Below are 17,262 nucleotides of genomic sequence, written 5' to 3'. Positions count from 1 at the left end.
TAGGCTTTCTTTAACTCACTGCTTTATAGATTAAAACGATGCTGCTTATAAACACAATCGCTAATGCCATTTTTTTGAAAATTTCTGCATTAATGCGATGAAAAAACCTTTCTCCAAAATAAAAGCCTATAACAAGTGCAGGTATAGAGACCAGCGTTGTTACCCACAGTTCTTCTATCTTTAATGTTCCCATAGCGTAAGATAGAATAATAGATGCTATATTAATCAGTAAAAAATAGCGTGTGAGATTTCCCCGAAGAGCATTTTTATTCTCTTCTGCTTTGGCGTTGAGATAGTATAAAATGATGGGTGGGCCATTGATGCTCGTCGTGGTGGCTAAAAAACCACTGATTCCCCCTGCAATCGCTTTGGCAAGCGTATGATGATGAATGGGAAAGCGATAGTTTTTCCATAAAAGCACCGTAAAAAGGAGCAAGATCGCTCCCATAAAAAATTTAAGCAGATCCACGCTCATAAAACTCAGACAATACGCCCCTGGAATCGCGCCTAAAATACTAGCGATAATAAGCGGCGATATGGCTTTGAAACTGCCTTCGTGCTGGGTTGTTTTCATCATCATAAGCCGTATCATAAGACCAGTTAGCATTGTGATCATAACCGTCTCTTTCGGTTCTAAAACAAGTGCCAAAAGCGGTGCGGTGATGATTGCATAGCCAAATCCAGTGGCGGTTTGCAAAAAACTTGAAAGTATAAACACTGCAAAAATGTAGCATTCTATCAACACAGCCGTCGTTCCTTTTAGAGATGATTTACACCATTTTGAGGTTTTCCTTGCGCAAATGCTACGATATTTTCAAATGCCATTTTAAAATAGTTTTCATAGTTGTTCTGCTCAACATATCCGATGTGTGGGGTTGAAAGTACATTTTTAAGCGCTAAAAGTGGCTCGTTTTCACGTGTGGCTGGCTCTGTTTCAAAGACATCAATGGCGGCACGTTTGGTAGGAGTGTTTTTAAGACTTGCATAAAGTGCTCTTTTTTCAACCAGTTCTGCACGACTGATGTTGACAAACAGTGAATCAGGTTTCATACTATCAAGGTCACTTTGGGTGACACAACGTTTGGTTGCATCACTTAGTTTTAAGTGCAAAGACAAAACGTCCGAAGTAGCGAAAAATTCTGCTTTACTATTCGCTGTTTTGAAGCCATGCTCTTTTGCTTTTGCTCTTGATACCTCACTTCCCCAAACGAGAATCTTCATCCCAAAGACATTGCCAAACCCAGCAACACGTTGACCGATGTTTCCATAACCCCAAATCCCAAGTGTCAAACCACTCAGTGTTCGTCCAAGTCCTAACGCGCCTGAACTTTGCCAAATATCATTGCTCACGTTAGTCGCGTAGGGGACGATATGGCGCGATGCCGCCATAATGAGCGCCCAACAAAGTTCAGAAGGCGCAATCGGTGAGCCAACACCATCACAGACTAACACATGCTGTTTTGTACAGGCTTGAAGATCAATATGACTTCCCGCTTTTCCTGTTTGAGAGATGATCTTTAAATGGGGCAGTTTGGATAAAAGTGCTTCCGTGATGGGAGTTCGTTCGCGAATCAGTACCAACGCTTCGGCATCTTTAATCGCTTCAGCGAGTTCATTATTATTGGTGTACGAAGTGGTTAACACACGAACATCATGCTCGCTTAGAAGTGAAAAACACGCAAGGTGGCGCACCACGTCTTGATAATCATCGAGTATAACAATGTTCACGAAAGCTCCTTTGAGTCGAGTATCGCCATTATAACAGAGCCAAGAGGGATTTTACATGTAAAAGATTTTTGAGGAGAGACTGGCGATAAAGCCAGTCTCGTTGTAAAGTAGATTAACCTGCGATATACGGATAGATAAATTTGATCCACGGAAGTCCAATCACTAAAAAGACAGCCAAATAGATCGCACCAAAAATGGCTCCCAGTTTCCAAAACTCGGGTCCTGTGACGTAACCGCTGGCGAACCAAACGGGGCTATGACCTGTTCCATACGGGGTTAAAACACCCATAATTCCCATTGGAAGCAGTAACATCAGCATCGTTTGAGATGGGTCAGTGTTCGGAATGGAGATGGCAAGAACGGTAAAAAGTCCTACCATTGCCGTAACGTAAGCAGTTCCTGACGCAAAGAAATAACGCAAAATACTAAACGCGACGATAAGCCCAAGAACTGCCATAAACGGTGTTAAGCCATGTAAGTACGTACCCGTTGCTTTAGCGATCCACTCCAAAAAGCCGACGTTTTTAAGACCTGCTGCCATCGTGACGAGGGTTGCAAACCATGTTAAAACATTCCATGCAGGTTTATTGCCCAAGAAATCGCCCCATGAAATAATCTTCGCAGCGATCATAAGGACAATAACGATCAATGCGGTGGTGGTAGCGTTGACTTTAAAGAAAGAACTGCCGATCCAAAGAACGAGCGCAAGAATGGAAATGGAGAGCATCAAAATCTCGCCTCTGCTAATTTTACCCAGCTTTTCCAACTCCTCGCCTGCCCATTTTGAGATGATCGGTGAGCCTTTGATCTCGGGTGGATAGATCCACAAAGCAAGAATCGGTGTGATCGCAAAAAGGATAATACCCACAGGGGCAAACGCGATGAACCAACCCGTCCAGCTCACCGAATGAACACCTGCTTTTACAGCAAGTTCAAGTGCAAGAGGGTTGGGTGCTTGACCCGTTAAAAAAATTGAACTGGAAACGCACGTTGTCGCAAGGGAAACCCATACAAGATAAGCACCAATTTTGCGCGCATCCTTTTCAGGATAACTCTCAAACATAGGAGGAATGCTCGTCACAATCGGATAAATCGTTCCACCACTGCGCGCAGCATTACTAGGGATAAACGGAGCCAAAATAAGATCGGCTAGGGCAATGGCATAGCCAAGACCCAGTGTTGAGGTTCCAAGTTTATGCACCAGTAAAAAAGCGATTCTCTTACCAAGACCACTGTTATGATAGCCAATGCCGATCATAAAGGCTGCAAAAATAAGCCATACGACAGCGTTAGAAAAGCCACTTAAGCCCCAGTCCATAGCAGCAGCTGATTTGATAACTGCGCCATCTTTTCCTGAACCAACAGGACCTACTTTAAAGAGAACAGCTAGGACAACCGCGATAATTCCGATCAGTGCGGGTGGAATTGGCTCAAAAATAAGACCTATGACAAGACCTGCAAAAATACTGGTATAAAGCCAAGCATTGGCGCTTAACCCTTCTGGGGTCGGGCACATAAAAACCAAAAGACCTACAACAACGGGTGCTAAAAGCTTTACATAGTATTTGTAATCACCGTTTGCTTCCATTTAAAACCTCCTTAAAATAATTAATTAATGATATCACAAAAATGATGAAATATGTCAAAAAAATGTCACAATTTATTTTTACATGTAACGAAAATGAGGCTATTCTGCTCTTTACATTACAAAAGTATCGTAAGAGAATATTAAGTATATGGCTCCTATACTTGTTACAGAATTTAATATGAAGGAATACGATGAAATACGTCGTTGTTGTCGCAACATTAACCCTAAAAGATGCCTACACGGAAGTTGGCTTTGAAGCCCTTAAAGCATTGCATACCGCAACGCACAAAGAAGATAAAGGGTGTGTGCAGTACGATCTTCACAAAGACACCGAAAAAGCAAACACGTATGTTTTTGTCGAAACATGGGAGAGCGAAGCCCTTTTGGCAGAACACATGGGAAAAGCACATTTTAAAGCGTTTCAAATGGCGTTAGAGGGAAAAGTTGAAAGCATGTCGATTCAGAAGTTAGAAAAAATCTTATAGGAAACACCATGGAAAATCCAACCATCCAACAACTGCAAAACCGCAAATCCATCCGTCAATTCACCGGTGAAGTGATCAGCGATGAGCATTTAGAGCTTATCTTCAAAACAGCGCAACGAGCACCTACGTCCATCAACGGGCAACAAATCAGCCTTGTCTACACCCGCGATAAAGCCAAGCTCAAAGAGATCGCGCATCTGTGTCATGAACAAGCGCACATCGCTACAGCAGATGTTTTCGTGGGGATTGTTATCGACTTTAATCGAACTGCTATCATTACCGAAAGCATGGGGAAAAAACATGTCATCGAGCAGAGTGCTGAGGGCATTATGGTAGGCGCCGTGGATGCTGGCATTATGCTGATTCACCTTCAAGTTGCTGCTGAAGCGTTGGGATACGGCACAACACCGATCGGCGCAGTGCGTGAAAATTCTGACAAGATGATCGAACTGTTTCATCTTCCACCCAAAACGTTCTTAGTTGTCGGTTGCACCATCGGTGTTCCAACCGAAGCGGCTAAAAATGCTCCGTTGAAACCACGTGTTGCATTAGAAAGCTTTGCGATGCAAGACGTCTACGATAATGAAAAAGTAAAAAAGGGCGTTTTGGCGTATGATAAAACCTTTAAAGCCTTTAGAGATGCAACAGGAAGCGGTTCGATGCCTACTTACGCGGAGATTACTTCAAACGCGTATTCGAGTGTTTACTACCGAAAAACAGGCAAAGTTTTAATGGCACAAGGGTTTGCATTTAAGGACGAATAGCAATCTATCTTTGGACGCGCCATAGATCAATTCAGCTATGATGGTGGAGAGATAAACGTGCTACAGGAGAAAAAATGAGACGATTTTTGATGCGAATCTCTTTTGGGTTGATCTTGGCGAGTCTAGTGTTAAATGCCATCTTAGTGGTGCTATTTTCATGGACCTATACCGCACTCACCCAAGAGACGCTCATCGCCACGGTTCAGTTTACCAAACCTTATGAGGGCAGTGGTTTTCATATCGCGCATCTGAGTGGCGAAGACGGCAAAGTCGTTGGAGATTTTAAGATCTACGGCGAACAGTGGCGCATTGATGCTAAATTTATGAAAATGAAATATTGGTCAAATCTTTTAAAACTGGACTCACGTTACGTCCTTGAGCGCTTTGAAGGGCGTTACAAAAAGAGTGAAGATCAAAACACTCAGCAAAAACTCTCGCACGATCTTGGCGAAAACACGTTGCTCGATCACTTCACCCTGCTTGGTTGGAACCCCTTTGTCGACATCGAATACGGAAGCTCCGTCTACCAAGAAATCACACTCAATCAACGCTTTGAAATCTACAAAACCCCAACAGGATTTGTGATACGAAGAGTTCCTTTGTCTTTAGATGCCAATACAATGAAGAGATGATTTTTTAGTTCGCATGGGTTGGGGGGTGAAGTATAATTAGCTTTACATGTAAAGATAGTGAGAGTAAGTTATTACCTGAAGGATTTAAAATAATGACTATAAATGATGTTCATACTATCAGCGCTATTTTCGATAAACAAATCAAAATTTTTAAAGAAGCATGTGAATATATTCTTCATACAGATACCAAGTATAGTGAAGAATTATTTTTATTGTTATTAGGAATTTCTGACTCGTTAGAATCGTTATCCGTATTATCAAAAATCAATAAGATGAGAGATTGTTACGTTATATCTCGGATGATTTATGAAACAACTATTAACGTTTTATATATTTCTGCTACAAATTTTGAAGCAATGAAAGATATGATTGAATATACAAAGGAAAAATCAAAGTTTGAATCAGCGCGCTCAATTGCTACCGATAAAGAAGCTGTATTTTTTGCTTTTGATGGAGAAAAACATATTATCAGTTTTTCTAAAAACAATCCAATTAATATGAAAGGTGACCCTCGAGATTGGACAGGGGTAAATATATCTAATAGAATCAATCTCATTAATAAACAATATGGCGATATGGTTGCTAGATTTTTGCAAATAGCACATCTTACAATTTACAGAACATCTTCGGATATCGTTCATGGAACATTATATGGGATGAGACATAGTTTGGGCATTGTAAATAGAAAAAACCAATCATTTTCTGTAGAAGGAATGATAAATCACAATTTTAGTACGATTATTACCCTTATGTTAACTGTATCGCAATGTGTTTACTCAATTCTTTTTGCTTTTAATAAAGAATTAGGGCTTGAAGAATATGAAAAACAATATAATCAATTGTTAGAAGAGTTTCTTAAAAAAGGTCAAGAAGTTTTAAAAAAATAAAGAAGAATAAAATGGACAAACTATTTTAATCTTTAGATTTTTTTCCGCTAAAATACCTCTCCAAAAATCTTTAAATGTAAAACCTAGGAAAGCAAAAATTATGAATCCACTTATCTCCATTTTAGTCCAAAAAACAGGCATTGCCAAAGAAAACATTATCAACATTTTAAAACTTTTAGAAGAAGGTTCGACCATTCCGTTTATCGCACGGTATCGCAAGGAGATGACGGGTGGAGCGAGCGATGAGCAGCTGCGAGAATTTGATACCATTTATGCCTATGCGAAGAAACTTCATGATCGTAAAGAGGAGATTTTACGGCTGATTGCTGAAAAAGTCGTGCTAAGTGATGAGGTGAAAAAAGCGGTGGAAAAAGCGCAAACACTTCAAGAGTTGGAAGATATTTACAGACCGTATAAAGAGAAAAAAAACACCCGTGCGGCTCTTGCGATTGCAGCGGGATTGAGTCCATTGGCGGATGTCTTGGAAAGGGCAGAGTTAGAGTTAGAAGCGTTTGAGAAAAAGGCGCAAAGTTTTGTGAACGAGAAAATTGGGAGTGTCAAAGAGGCGATAGCAGGGGCGCAGGACATCATCGCGGAGCGTTACAGTGATGATGCCAAAGAGCGAGAATATTGGAGAGCGCAACTGCATGACTACGCTTCGTTTGAGATCAAAGCAACCAAAACGCTCAAAGCGGATGGACTTTACGCCAAGCTGGCAGGCAAAGCCGAGAAAATCGCCTCTATTCCCTCTCACCGCTACCTTGCGATGATGCGTGGCGTGAGCGAAAAAGAGTTACATGTAAAGATACTGCACGAGATGGAGCGAGTGGAAAGTGCCATCACGCGTTACCGTATTCCACGCAACGCGAGAAGTTCCAAAAGCTATCTTTTGGAAGCGTATTTGGATGGGTTTAAACGCCTTCTCTTCCCTTCATTGGAGCGCGAAATTCACACCATTATCAAAGAGCGAGCCGACACACAAGCCATTACCACCTTTGGTAAAAACCTCTCTCAACTTCTCAACACGCCACCCGTTACCAAGCGCGTGATTTTGGGCGTTGATCCAGCGTATCGTACGGGGTGTAAACTCGCCGTCGTGGATGAACATGGCACGTACTTGACCCACGCGGTTATCTACCCGACACCACCGCAAAGTGACTATGAGAAGTCTGCCAAAGTTATCAAAGAGTTTACGCAGAAGTACCACATCACCGCCGTGGCGATTGGCAATGGTACGGGCTCGCGTGAAAGCCAAGAGTTTTTTGCCAGACTTAACCGCGAAGAGGGGCTGAATCTTGCCTATACCGTGGTTTCGGAAGCGGGCGCTTCCATCTACTCCGCGTCGAAAATTGCCACCGAAGAGTACCCGAACCTTGATGTGACGATACGAGGAGCCATTTCCATCGCGCAACGCCTGCGCGACCCGATGGCGGCACTCGTGAAAATCGACCCAAAATCACTAGGAATTGGGCAGTACCAACACGATGTCGATCAAAAACAGTTGGAAAAGAAACTGGGTGAAGTCATTGAAGATTTGGTAAACCGCATCGGGGTTGATCCTAACAGCGCTTCGATCTCTTTGCTCTCCTACGTGGCAGGTGTTGGCGCGAAACTTGCCAAAGCCATAGTCGAGCATCGTGAGGACAAAGGGGCGTTTACATGTAAGTCTGAACTTTTACATGTAAAAGGTTTGGGAGCGAAAGCCTACGAGCAATGTGCAGGGTTTTTCCGTATCCGCGAGGGTAAAAGTGTGCTTGATAATACAGGTGTTCACCCTGAGAGTTATGCAACGGCGCAGAAGCTTTTGGCACGTGCTGATTTGGCAACGCTTTCCAAAGAGCAGATTATCACATTAGCGCGCGAGCAAGGTATTGGGGAAGTGACGCTTCAAGACATCATTGCCGAGCTTTTAAAACCTGGGTTTGACCCCAGAGAGAGCTTGCCGCCGATTGCCTTTCGCTCCGATTTGACGGATATTAGCGAACTGAATGAGGGTTCTATCGTCTCGGGAGTAGTACGCAATATCGCTGATTTTGGGGCATTTGTGGACATTGGACTGAAAAACGATGGTCTGATTCACATTTCGCAAATGAGCGACAAGCGCATCGCCCATCCGCTCGAAGTTTTGAGCATCAATCAGCAGTTAACGCGCATTCGTGTCATCGAAGTCGACAAAGAAAAAGGCAAAGTGAGCCTCAGCCTCAAAGAGGTGTAAACATTTACATGTAAAGATCACTTAGAGAAGATGGCGTAATCCCTGATAGCCGATATACAAGCCAACAAGCAAAATAAGCCCACTTGAAACATAAGGTGCTTTTTTAGCAATCTCCCCAAAGCCATTCCATTTTTGTGAGAGATGGCGCATGCTAAGAGCTGCAATCACGCCCGATAACACCAATGTAAGCGCTAATCCAACACTAAAAGCTAACACAAGCGCAACACCGAGCGTAAACTGTTTGAGTTGTAAACAGATGAGAAGCACCGTAATCGATGCAGGGCAGGGGATAAGACCGCCTGTTAGCCCGAAGAGTAATATCTGCCAGTTGGTCACCTCTTTGTTTGAAAAGCGCTTTTTGATATCTTTGGCATGTGCGAGTTCATGCGGGTCATTGCAACTTCCAAGCTCTTCAAAAATGATCTCTTCTTTGCTGTGGTGATGATGCTCTTCGTGGTCGTGGTCATGCGAATGATGATAGTCGTCATGCTCATGAGAGCTAAAGCAGGCACGCTCATTTTTACGTGTTTGCCAGAGTGTCCACAGTGCGATGCCTACCATAATACAACCCGAAACAACTTCAAGATACGGCTCGACTGCTTCTGTTGCAAAGCGAGAACCAAAACTCATACCCAAAAGTGCAATAGCCCAAACCACTGCAGTATGCGAAAGTGTCGCTGCAATACCTAGCATAATAGACTGTTTGACCGTTCCTTTAATCGCGATGATGAATGCCGCCATCATCGTTTTAGAGTGCCCTGGCTCTAGTCCATGCAGTGCGCCAAGAAGAATGGCACTGGGAAGAAAGAGCCACGCATTGCCTGAACTGCTTTGAATGATTGAGGCGATGTCTGTCATGTGTTGCCTTGTTATAAGTATTTGGTTATTTGTTTAAACTCTTTGATAACATCGTCGGAACTGAGTGTGCCATCTTTTGCGGCACTATCGAGACAATGGTCGATGTGGTCATGGATGAGTAATTTTTTAGCATTGGCGATGGCTTTTTCTACGGCATGAAGTTGTTGGGCTATCTCAGCGCAGTTACGTTCGTTCTCGATCATCGTCATGATGCTTTTAAGGTGTCCATCGGCTCGTTTGAGGCGTTTGAGTATATCTTCGTGTGAAAGATGTTGCGACATGATATATCCTATCCTATGGGGTAGGATATTATAGTTTAATGACACTTTGAGAAAATTGAAAGAGTTAACACGTTGTTCACACAAAAGGATTACAATAGGGTAACTTGATGCAAAGGAGTCAAAATGTATGGATATGAATGGATGGGGCATGGGTTTTTTATGCCGTGGATGATTATATTTCCGATGGTGATTTTAGTGCTCTTTATGATGATGCGAGGGGGCAAATCGTCTTGCCATCATCATGAGAAAGAAGACGAAGCGTTGGAGATAGCCCGAAAGCGTTTTGCCCGTGGTGAGATCGACGAAGAGACTTTTGAGAAGATCAAACAAAAGCTATCGGCTTAGCGTATTACCTTTGCGAGAGCGTTTTAGCAAGCGCTCTTCGAATGCGCTCGTATTGCCCATCAATAGGGTGTCCTTGGGATTCGAGGATGACAAGCGATTTTTCGGTTTCACCAAAGCGTCGTTCCCAGACGTAGATCTCTTTTTGCTTATTGGCAAGGGCTAGGTCGAGCTCTTTGAGTGCTTTTTGGTGACGTGTTCTTTGGTTTAAAATCGAGTCTTCTTTTCGGTAAAGTTGTGCCATTAAACTTCTGCGATCAAAATTTTTCTCCTCGCCATCTTCTAAAAACTTCACCTCTTTGGCATCGTTTGTTTCAAGTCTTTCAAGCGTTGTGCGCGTTTGATCGGCTTTTTCTTCGACATCTTTGAGCCCAAGATGCTCTTTTTTGATCTGTTGGCTGATCTCTTTGGATTCGCTATGGAGTTGGTCGAGTTTTTTCTTGATAATGGCAATATCGTTGCGTCTATCGTAAAGTGTCTGTTTGGACTTTTTAAATTGAATCATCGTGGAGCGAATCGTCGTCATATTCCAAGCCCGTTTGCTCTCATCTAAGATAGGATTTGGCTTGTAACGGTTTCCCTTCGCATCGATGGTTTCGTGAATACCAAAGTGACTTAGAAAATCGATCGCCTTTTTCTCTTGGTTGGAAAAGTGCAACAAAATATCTTCAGCGACGAGAAGCATCAAATCTTCAAATATTTCGCGCAAAATAAAAAAACTCAGCCCACGAATGCTTCGCAAATCTTCTATCTCCGTTGATTCGATGATCACGATGTCTGCTAGGTTGACGAAGGTTGGAATGAAGAGTGTTTTAAACTCCATCGGGTTGATTTTCTTGACGTTGAGGGTACTGTTGATGGCAAAAGGGAGCAGGGTCAATAAACGCTCTTTGTATTCATTGTTCGGAAAATACTGCTTTTTATAGCCAGCAAGCGTTTCATTTGGAATGCCGCACGCTCTACGATCTGCACTGTTTTCGGGTATCTCAACTTGAAAATAACGTTTGATGTAGATTTCATCATCTGTGCAGATAAAAAGATCCGAGGCATTCAGATCGACTTTGTTGGCAAATTTTTCGTGTAAAACATCGATATACGAAGCATAACGCTTGGGGAGCTTACAATGGGAAAGCGCAGAGATAATCGGCTCAAGATCCTCTTCTTCAAAACGGTAAAGCACATCCAAAAAGAGGTAACGATTTGGATCGAACTCTGTTAAAAATTGATCAATTATTTTTTCGGCGTGACTGAATGACTCTTCCATTTCTTCCCTACTAACACAAAATCGGTTTTATTGTACCTAAAAAGAATAAAATTCTGATAACTTATTTCATATTCTTGAGATGATCGATGCAGGCGTAGCCCATCGCTAAAATGCTCTCTTTAGAATTTCCCCCAAGATGCGGTGTGCAGACAAGGTTTGGAAGGTCGATCAGCTCCCAGTTTTGCGTAGGCTCTACCTCAAATGCTTCCAGTCCTGCTCCTGCGATTTCACCACTTTTGAGCGCCACTTTGAGTGCCTCTTCATCAATAATGCCACCGCGCGCCGTGTTGATGATAAACGCACTTTTTTTCATCGTTTTAAATGCTTCGGTTGAGAAGAGGTTTTGACTCGTAGGCGTGAGTGGCAGATGAATGGAGATGATGTCCGCTTCTTCTAAAATGCGCTCTTTCGTTGCAAACGTGATGCCATACTTTTGAGCTTCAGCTTCATCATGCGTACGGTTGCAGACAAGAATTTTGCAGTGAAAAGGGCTCAAAAGCTCAACCAGACGCTTAGCGATGTTGCCAAAGCCAAAAAGACCGATCGTTTTGCCACTGAGTTCACTTCCGCCATTGACTTTCCACGTGTGCTGTTTTAAAAGGGTCGTTGCAATGTGCAGATTGCGAATGAGCGAGAGCATCAACGAAAGCGTGATTTCGGCGACCGAATTGCTGTTTGTTCCGCCACTCCAACCCAGTTTTACATTTCTCTTTTTCATCGCGTCAAGGTCAAGATTGTCCAGTCCAACACCGTAACGTGAGAGGATTTTGAGTTTTGGACACGCACTTAGGATTTCATCGTCTATCTCTTCACGTCCAACGATTGCCCCATCAACATCGTGTAAAAAAGCGATCATATCTTCCTTGGTTTTAAGCGTGTTGTCGGCATTGTGTTTGACCTCTGGGAAATGAAATGCAAGCTCGTTCATCAGCTCAAGCGAGCGCGAAAAAAGAGGGGTAATCACAGCAATTTTCATGGAAATTCCTTTTACATGTTAAGCGTCTAATGTGAATAAAGTATAGCATGCTTTTTTCAAACTTTACTGAGAAGATTGATCAATTTTTGTTAATCTGCTATTTACTTTGAAAAGATACAATCAGAGAATAATTATCAATAAAGGAATTCTATGAAAAAACTTCTACTCCTCATTGCGTTCATTCTGCCTTTCGGACTCTTTGCTGACACCTTGAAAGAGGGCTCGCCTATTCAAGCGCCTGCGATTAAAGATCAGTTTGAAAAAACAATGAGCGTTACACCGCAAACCAAGCAGATTATCATCGCTTACACCAAATCCCAAGGCGATGTGATGAAAGCTTTTTTAGAGGCTAATCCCAATTACTTAAGCGAAAACAGTGCGCTTTATCTTATGGATGCAACGGCTGTTCCAAGCTTGGTGATGAGTATGTTCATGATGCCAAAGTTTAAGAAATATCCTTATGCCATAGGGCTTTTGGAAAATGAAAAAGATGTGGCATATTTTCCTAAAAAAGAGGATCGATTAACGGTTATTACGCTTGATAATCTCAATGTTACTACCATTGATTTCAAAGAGAAGCTCTAAAAAAGTGGAGAAGTGAATTTCACTTCTCCTGTTCTCTCAAGAGCTTGTTTTCTTCATCGCTAAAAATACGCGAACGTGTGATAAACTGATACCCTTCATCTATTTCCAATGAAAAAGAGTTGCCAAACGCGGCTTTTTCTTCTTTAACATCTAAGACGATTTGAGAGTAACGAAAGTATTCAAATTGATCTTTGTCGATGAAAAACTCACAGCCACCGACTTCACCCATTTTGACATTACGCGAAGGAACGTGAAAATCTTTTTTTTCATAACACATCGGTGCCGTGCCATCGCAACAGCCACCACTTTGATTGAAAACAAGTTCGCCGTACTCTTTTTTAAGCATTTCGATGACTTTAAGCGCTTCAGCTGTCGCACTCAGACGATGGATGCTCATTTGAGCTCCTTTCAAAAAAAGGTGCATGGGCTTTGATGCCCATGCGTTAGTGCAGTCTAGAAAAATCCAAGTTTATTTTTATTGTAAGACGTCAAGATATTTTTGGTGTGTCTATAAGCATTAAGCATCATCATGTGTGTTTCACGACCGATACCTGATTTTTTATAGCCACCAAAAGAGGCATGTGATGGGTAGAGATGGTAGCAGTTTACCCACACACGTCCGGCTTCAATGCCCCGTGACATGCTGTGGAGTTGATGCGCGTCTCTTGACCAAACACCAGAGCCTAAACCATAAATCGTGTCATTGGCAATGGCAAGCGCTTCGGCTTCATCTTTGAACGTTGTTACACAAAGAACGGGTCCAAAAATTTCTTCTTGGAAGATGCGCATTTTATTGTGACCTTTGAAGATAGTCGGTTGGATGTAATTGCCTTTTGGGAAGGTTTTGTTTTTGTACTCTTCGCCACCAATGAGGCACTCTGCCCCTTCTTCTTTACCGATGCGAATGTAGTCTAAGATTTTCTCTTTTTGATTGACCGAAGCTTGTGCTCCCATTTTGGTCGTTGGATCAAGAGGATTTTCTTGGGTAATCGCTTTAACGCGCTCTAAAACACGTTTCATAAACGGCTCATAGATGGACTCTTGAATAAGCGCACGTGAAGGGCATGTGCAGACTTCGCCACTGTTAAAGGCAAAGAGTACCAGTCCTTCGATCGCTTTGTCAAAAAATTCATCGTCTTTTGCCATAATGGATTCAAAGAAGACGTTAGGCGATTTACCACCGAGTTCGAGCGTAGAAGGGATAATGTTTTCGGTTGCATACTGCATGATGAGCTGACCGGTCGTCGTCTCACCTGTAAAGCCTACTTTTTTGATGTCAGGATGGGTCGAGAGGTGTTTACCGATTTTTCCACCTGCACCGTTAATGATATTGACCACGCCTTTTGGTAACACATCTTGGATAGTTTCCATTAATAGGAGGATTGACATTGGGGTTGCACTCGCTGGTTTTAAAACAACGCAGTTTCCAGCAGCAATTGCAGGAGCGATCTTCCATGCTGCCATCAAGAGAGGAAAGTTCCATGGAATGATTTGCGCTACAACACCCAAAGGTTCGTGAATCTCTTGAGAAATCGTATTTTCATCAAGATCTGCCACGGTTCCTGCTTCGCCACGAATAACCGAAGCAAAGTATCTAAAATGATCGATCACTAAAGGAACATCCGCCGCTAATGTTTCGCGAACGGCTTTACCGTTATCAAGCGTCTCAGCAATAGCGAGTGCTTCGAGGTTGGCTTCAATTTTGTCGGCAATTTTATTTAAAAGGGTACTTCGCTCGATGACCGAAGTGTGTCTGTATGTTTCAAATGCTTTAACACCCGCAGCAACGGCTGCATCAACATCCGCTTCTGAAGAGCGTGGGATTTTCGTTAAAAGTTCACCATCAACGGGTGAGAGGTTGTCAAAATATTCACCATTAAGAGGTGGAACCCATTCGCCACCAATAAAGTTTTCATAACGCGGTTTGTACGTAGGTCTAGAATATGCCATTTTTGCACCTTTCTTGATAGAGTTAAAAGATAATAATTATCTCTTTGGTTACTCTATTCCAGTAAGCTTTAACAACAAAGACAATGGCTAAATTAACTATATTTTTTAGATTGTATTAATCTTTATTTGAAGGTATTGCAGGCATGCTTCAAAGTTCTCAGCAACCACGGTATGCGAAAACATCAGATTGTGGGTGAGTCCAAAATCTTCAATCGCCATACCCAAAGCATCGCAATTAGAATCCCCTAAATCAAGAATGGATTGCGTTTTTTCTTTGAGCGTGCGCAGATCCGTCGAATAAGCCACAATGTTTTTACCAAGTCCCTCAGCAAAACCCACTTCCCAAACCGTCCCACTATCAGGCTCTGGCCCTCTAAACGGAGAAAGATTGGCGATGACGGTATCGCACGCACAGATCATCCTCTGATTCGCCTGCCGAATTGCTTCGGCTATCTCTTTGGGATTATTTCCTGTAATGGAATTATCAAGTGGGAAAAGACCCTCAAAGCCGTATTTCTTACAAAGGAGTTTATGTGCAGTACCGATTTCTAAAGCATTGGGTAAAAAAACTTCAGGCCCTGCAAGATAGATTTTTTGCATAGTGTTTCCAAATGATATTAATGTATAAGATTTTCAGGTACATCTGAAATTTCTTCGTATGGCTTATGCGAGATAGGCTGAAAAAAGATGCGAAAATAGTTTTTCCCATTTTCATGATGATAAAGAAGATCAAATGAGTGTTTTAAAATAATACTGTTGGCGATATAAAGTCCAAGCCCCAAACCAATACTGGTACTTTCTATATCACGGTTAAATGCTCGTGTAAAATCTAAGCGTTGTTCAGGAATTTTTTCACCATCACTGCAGATACTAATATGATCGGGACATATATCAACAATAACGTCATTTTTAGAATATTTGAGTGCATTATCAAGTAAGTTTTTAATAGCCGTGGCTAAAAGCTCAAAATCAGCCATAAGAATAGGTGTCGTATCTTCGGCATTAATACAGATGCGCTTTGTATCGTGTATCAAAAGAAGGTCAATTGCATGGTCTAAAATATCCACCAAGCGGTACTCTTTGGTTGATAATATCCATTCATTCGAAGCCAATTTTTCAACTTTGACCATTTCGCCTAAAAGCACCTCTTGTCGAATAAAGATCTGCCTAAGCTGTCCTTTAAACTCGTCATCTTTAATAATGCTTGCGAGGATTTTTCCTTTCATAACAGGTGTTCTAAGCTCATGTAAAATATTGCGCAAAAAGAGCGTTCGAGATTCTTTCAAGAGGTGAATTTTTTTCATAGCAAAATTAAATTCAGCCGCAATTTCTCCCAATTCATCTTTGCTATCTACGGGAATTTCTTGAAAGGTGGTTTGATCACCAAATGCGCGAATAGCACTTTTTAAATTACGGAGTCGTAATAGCTTGCGTAAGACAATAATAAAAAAGATCACGGTTACGACATTCATGGTTCCCCATAAAATCCATAAACGATTGAGTGAAAAGTTTTCTAGATTTTCAAGAGCGGGCCTATCATCCATTGAAATCACTTCTTCATCAGACTTTGGAGCAATGCCTGCTAATAGCATGATTTTAACCATAGACTTTTTAGGAGGAGGGGGATCTCGTGGGACAAAATAGAGTGTATTGTGATACAAAATCATATCGCAATACGAATCTTCAAGAAGTTTTTTGCCGTTTGTGCGGATCTCATTTTTTGGAGTATCGCTTAATTTAATCCCAAGCTCTGCAAGCAGATCATCTTTATTTTGAGGCTCTTCTCCAATGGTGCGCATTCCCATCATAAAACGTTGAAAGGTAAAGTAGTTTAAGTCTTTAATTTGCCTGTTGTATTCAATGGTAAAAGAGATATTAATAACGACAAGTGCCAAAATAAAAAAAAAGGAGATAAGTTTAATAATTGAAATATTACGCATTGATAAATTTATACCCTACCCCTCTGACAGAGAGGATCGAATGAGGATTTTTGGGATCATCGCCTATTTTTTGACGAATTCGTCCAATAATAACATCAATACTTTTAAGTCCACTTTGAAATTTAATCGAATTGATATTGAGCAAAAGCTCTTCACGTGAGATAACAAAACCTTCTTTGTCAAGCATAAAAGCCATAATATCATATTCAGCTTTTGTGAGGTTCAATTCACGATTATTGCGTTTGATAACATGTTGTTTTTCATCAATACTAAAAACTTCCGAAGATGTTTTTACTTGAATGCCTCTTCGTAAAATAGCGCGTAATCTAAAAGCTAATTCTATTGGCTCATAAGGCTTTGGAAGATAGTCATCTGCCCCTAATTCAAAACCAATGATTTTATCGACGGTATCTGACCTTGCAGATGAGATAATAATGGGAAGATCTGGAAACGATGCCCTCACGGTGCGACAGACATCTAAGCCATCAATTTGAGGTAGAGAAAGATCCAATACAAGGGCATCAAATGTCTCATGCTCAAGGATTTTTAACCCATCAACAGGATTAAAAGCCATCACTGTTTCGACTTCTTCTGTTAAAAGTATGCGTTGAAGGAGCCGTGCTAATTCGACATCATCTTCAATCAGTAAAATTTTTATCATGGGCTTATTATACCTCTAAAGTTATAAAACTAAAAAAATAAATTCAATTTTTTTTAAAATAAATCATTCATCTCAAAAATACAAGACGATTTTTCAAATGCCACAT

At 41.6% G+C, this 17,262-nt stretch carries 19 protein-coding genes; 7 read left to right on the top strand and 12 right to left on the bottom strand.

The features are described 5' to 3' along the window. Positions 1 to 10: 10 nt before the first annotated feature. From SHALO_RS14145 to SHALO_RS14135, 3 genes are all read right to left on the bottom strand, one after another. Entirely contained in the window at positions 11 to 742 is a 732-nt protein-coding gene (locus tag SHALO_RS14145; RefSeq protein ID WP_158513727.1) for a sulfite exporter TauE/SafE family protein, read from the bottom strand. Positions 743 to 759: 17 nt separating this feature from the next. Beyond that, complete coding sequence (locus SHALO_RS14140; RefSeq protein WP_069479094.1) at positions 760 to 1,728, bottom strand: D-2-hydroxyacid dehydrogenase family protein; 969 nt, start codon at positions 1,726 to 1,728, stop codon at positions 760 to 762. A 112-nt stretch (positions 1,729 to 1,840) separates the two neighbouring features. Then, a complete protein-coding gene (locus SHALO_RS14135; protein ID WP_069479093.1) occupies positions 1,841 to 3,316 on the bottom strand; it encodes a DASS family sodium-coupled anion symporter in 1,476 nt (491 codons plus the stop codon). A gap of 191 nt (positions 3,317 to 3,507) precedes the next feature. On the opposite strand from SHALO_RS14135, the gene SHALO_RS14130 reads away from it, so the two are divergent. From SHALO_RS14130 to SHALO_RS14110, 5 genes are all read left to right on the top strand, one after another. Beyond that, positions 3,508 to 3,801 (top strand): putative quinol monooxygenase, encoded by a 294-nt coding sequence (locus SHALO_RS14130; RefSeq protein ID WP_069479092.1) that lies wholly within the window; start codon positions 3,508 to 3,510, stop codon positions 3,799 to 3,801. A gap of 8 nt (positions 3,802 to 3,809) precedes the next feature. Beyond that, entirely contained in the window at positions 3,810 to 4,565 is a 756-nt protein-coding gene (locus SHALO_RS14125) for a nitroreductase family protein (RefSeq protein WP_069479091.1), read from the top strand. A 74-nt stretch (positions 4,566 to 4,639) separates the two neighbouring features. Beyond that, complete coding sequence (locus SHALO_RS14120) at positions 4,640 to 5,197, top strand: hypothetical protein (RefSeq protein WP_069479090.1); 558 nt, start codon at positions 4,640 to 4,642, stop codon at positions 5,195 to 5,197. Between the two features lie 92 nt (positions 5,198 to 5,289). Then, entirely contained in the window at positions 5,290 to 6,084 is a 795-nt protein-coding gene (locus tag SHALO_RS14115) for a DUF5677 domain-containing protein (RefSeq protein WP_069479089.1), read from the top strand. A gap of 100 nt (positions 6,085 to 6,184) precedes the next feature. Then, a complete protein-coding gene (locus SHALO_RS14110) occupies positions 6,185 to 8,299 on the top strand; it encodes a helix-hairpin-helix domain-containing protein (protein WP_069479088.1) in 2,115 nt (704 codons plus the stop codon). A gap of 21 nt (positions 8,300 to 8,320) precedes the next feature. On the opposite strand, the gene SHALO_RS14105 is transcribed toward SHALO_RS14110, so the two are convergent. Further along, on the bottom strand, positions 8,321 to 9,157 hold the full coding sequence (locus SHALO_RS14105) for a nickel/cobalt efflux transporter (protein WP_069479087.1): 837 nt from the start codon (positions 9,155 to 9,157) through the stop codon (positions 8,321 to 8,323). An 11-nt stretch (positions 9,158 to 9,168) separates the two neighbouring features. Beyond that, positions 9,169 to 9,438, bottom strand: a complete 270-nt coding sequence (locus SHALO_RS14100) for a metal-sensing transcriptional repressor (protein WP_069479086.1) — start codon at positions 9,436 to 9,438, stop codon at positions 9,169 to 9,171. 123 nt (positions 9,439 to 9,561) lie between these two features. Here SHALO_RS14100 and SHALO_RS14095 point away from each other — a divergent pair, with 123 nt between their 5' ends. Continuing rightward, a complete protein-coding gene (locus SHALO_RS14095) occupies positions 9,562 to 9,783 on the top strand; it encodes an SHOCT domain-containing protein (RefSeq protein WP_069479085.1) in 222 nt (73 codons plus the stop codon). A 4-nt stretch (positions 9,784 to 9,787) separates the two neighbouring features. On the opposite strand, the gene SHALO_RS14090 is transcribed toward SHALO_RS14095, so the two are convergent. Continuing rightward, positions 9,788 to 11,044 (bottom strand): hypothetical protein, encoded by a 1,257-nt coding sequence (locus tag SHALO_RS14090; RefSeq protein WP_069479084.1) that lies wholly within the window; start codon positions 11,042 to 11,044, stop codon positions 9,788 to 9,790. A 61-nt stretch (positions 11,045 to 11,105) separates the two neighbouring features. Beyond that, positions 11,106 to 12,020, bottom strand: coding sequence for a phosphoglycerate dehydrogenase (locus SHALO_RS14085; RefSeq protein WP_069479083.1), 915 nt, complete (start codon positions 12,018 to 12,020; stop codon positions 11,106 to 11,108). A gap of 150 nt (positions 12,021 to 12,170) precedes the next feature. Here SHALO_RS14085 and SHALO_RS14080 point away from each other — a divergent pair, with 150 nt between their 5' ends. Further along, positions 12,171 to 12,605, top strand: coding sequence for a hypothetical protein (locus tag SHALO_RS14080; RefSeq protein ID WP_069479082.1), 435 nt, complete (start codon positions 12,171 to 12,173; stop codon positions 12,603 to 12,605). 19 nt (positions 12,606 to 12,624) lie between these two features. Here SHALO_RS14080 and SHALO_RS14075 read toward each other — a convergent pair whose 3' ends face one another. The 5 genes from SHALO_RS14075 to SHALO_RS14055 all read right to left on the bottom strand — a co-directional run bounded on the left by SHALO_RS14075 (position 12,625) and on the right by SHALO_RS14055 (position 17,156). After that, entirely contained in the window at positions 12,625 to 13,002 is a 378-nt protein-coding gene (locus SHALO_RS14075; protein ID WP_069479081.1) for a DUF779 domain-containing protein, read from the bottom strand. A 56-nt stretch (positions 13,003 to 13,058) separates the two neighbouring features. Further along, entirely contained in the window at positions 13,059 to 14,555 is a 1,497-nt protein-coding gene (locus tag SHALO_RS14070; protein ID WP_069479080.1) for an aldehyde dehydrogenase family protein, read from the bottom strand. 105 nt (positions 14,556 to 14,660) lie between these two features. Beyond that, entirely contained in the window at positions 14,661 to 15,155 is a 495-nt protein-coding gene (locus tag SHALO_RS14065; protein WP_069479079.1) for a nucleoside 2-deoxyribosyltransferase, read from the bottom strand. 17 nt (positions 15,156 to 15,172) lie between these two features. After that, positions 15,173 to 16,495 carry an ArsS family sensor histidine kinase gene (locus SHALO_RS14060; protein ID WP_069479078.1) on the bottom strand — a complete coding sequence of 441 codons (1,323 nt, stop codon included), beginning with the start codon at positions 16,493 to 16,495 and terminating at the stop codon, positions 15,173 to 15,175. Continuing rightward, a complete protein-coding gene (locus SHALO_RS14055) occupies positions 16,488 to 17,156 on the bottom strand; it encodes a response regulator transcription factor (RefSeq protein WP_069479077.1) in 669 nt (222 codons plus the stop codon). The genes SHALO_RS14060 and SHALO_RS14055 overlap by 8 nt, the downstream gene beginning before the upstream one ends. Positions 17,157 to 17,262 lie beyond the last annotated feature (106 nt).

The organism is Sulfurospirillum halorespirans DSM 13726 (genome assembly GCF_001723605.1).
GTDB classification, from domain to species: domain Bacteria; phylum Campylobacterota; class Campylobacteria; order Campylobacterales; family Sulfurospirillaceae; genus Sulfurospirillum; species Sulfurospirillum halorespirans.
Note: the sequence above shows the minus strand (reverse complement) of the source record. Positions and strands in the feature narration are given on the sequence as shown.

What these genes read in the sequence shown, in the direction of transcription:
- SHALO_RS14055 (WP_069479077.1), bottom strand. Translation starts at nt 17,156, where the DNA reads ATGATAAAAATTTTACTGATTGAAGATGATGTCGAATTAGCACGGCTC.
- SHALO_RS14090 (WP_069479084.1), bottom strand. Translation starts at nt 11,044, where the DNA reads ATGGAAGAGTCATTCAGTCACGCCGAAAAAATAATTGATCAATTTTTA.
- SHALO_RS14085 (WP_069479083.1), bottom strand. Translation starts at nt 12,020, where the DNA reads ATGAAAATTGCTGTGATTACCCCTCTTTTTTCGCGCTCGCTTGAGCTG.
- SHALO_RS14100 (WP_069479086.1), bottom strand. Translation starts at nt 9,438, where the DNA reads ATGTCGCAACATCTTTCACACGAAGATATACTCAAACGCCTCAAACGA.
- SHALO_RS14105 (WP_069479087.1), bottom strand. Translation starts at nt 9,157, where the DNA reads ATGACAGACATCGCCTCAATCATTCAAAGCAGTTCAGGCAATGCGTGG.
- SHALO_RS14060 (WP_069479078.1), bottom strand. Translation starts at nt 16,495, where the DNA reads ATGCGTAATATTTCAATTATTAAACTTATCTCCTTTTTTTTTATTTTG.
- SHALO_RS14120 (WP_069479090.1), top strand. Translation starts at nt 4,640, where the DNA reads ATGAGACGATTTTTGATGCGAATCTCTTTTGGGTTGATCTTGGCGAGT.
- SHALO_RS14070 (WP_069479080.1), bottom strand. Translation starts at nt 14,555, where the DNA reads ATGGCATATTCTAGACCTACGTACAAACCGCGTTATGAAAACTTTATT.
- SHALO_RS14125 (WP_069479091.1), top strand. Translation starts at nt 3,810, where the DNA reads ATGGAAAATCCAACCATCCAACAACTGCAAAACCGCAAATCCATCCGT.
- SHALO_RS14130 (WP_069479092.1), top strand. Translation starts at nt 3,508, where the DNA reads ATGAAATACGTCGTTGTTGTCGCAACATTAACCCTAAAAGATGCCTAC.
- SHALO_RS14065 (WP_069479079.1), bottom strand. Translation starts at nt 15,155, where the DNA reads ATGCAAAAAATCTATCTTGCAGGGCCTGAAGTTTTTTTACCCAATGCT.
- SHALO_RS14110 (WP_069479088.1), top strand. Translation starts at nt 6,185, where the DNA reads ATGAATCCACTTATCTCCATTTTAGTCCAAAAAACAGGCATTGCCAAA.
- SHALO_RS14115 (WP_069479089.1), top strand. Translation starts at nt 5,290, where the DNA reads ATGACTATAAATGATGTTCATACTATCAGCGCTATTTTCGATAAACAA.
- SHALO_RS14080 (WP_069479082.1), top strand. Translation starts at nt 12,171, where the DNA reads ATGAAAAAACTTCTACTCCTCATTGCGTTCATTCTGCCTTTCGGACTC.
- SHALO_RS14135 (WP_069479093.1), bottom strand. Translation starts at nt 3,316, where the DNA reads ATGGAAGCAAACGGTGATTACAAATACTATGTAAAGCTTTTAGCACCC.
- SHALO_RS14095 (WP_069479085.1), top strand. Translation starts at nt 9,562, where the DNA reads ATGTATGGATATGAATGGATGGGGCATGGGTTTTTTATGCCGTGGATG.
- SHALO_RS14075 (WP_069479081.1), bottom strand. Translation starts at nt 13,002, where the DNA reads ATGAGCATCCATCGTCTGAGTGCGACAGCTGAAGCGCTTAAAGTCATC.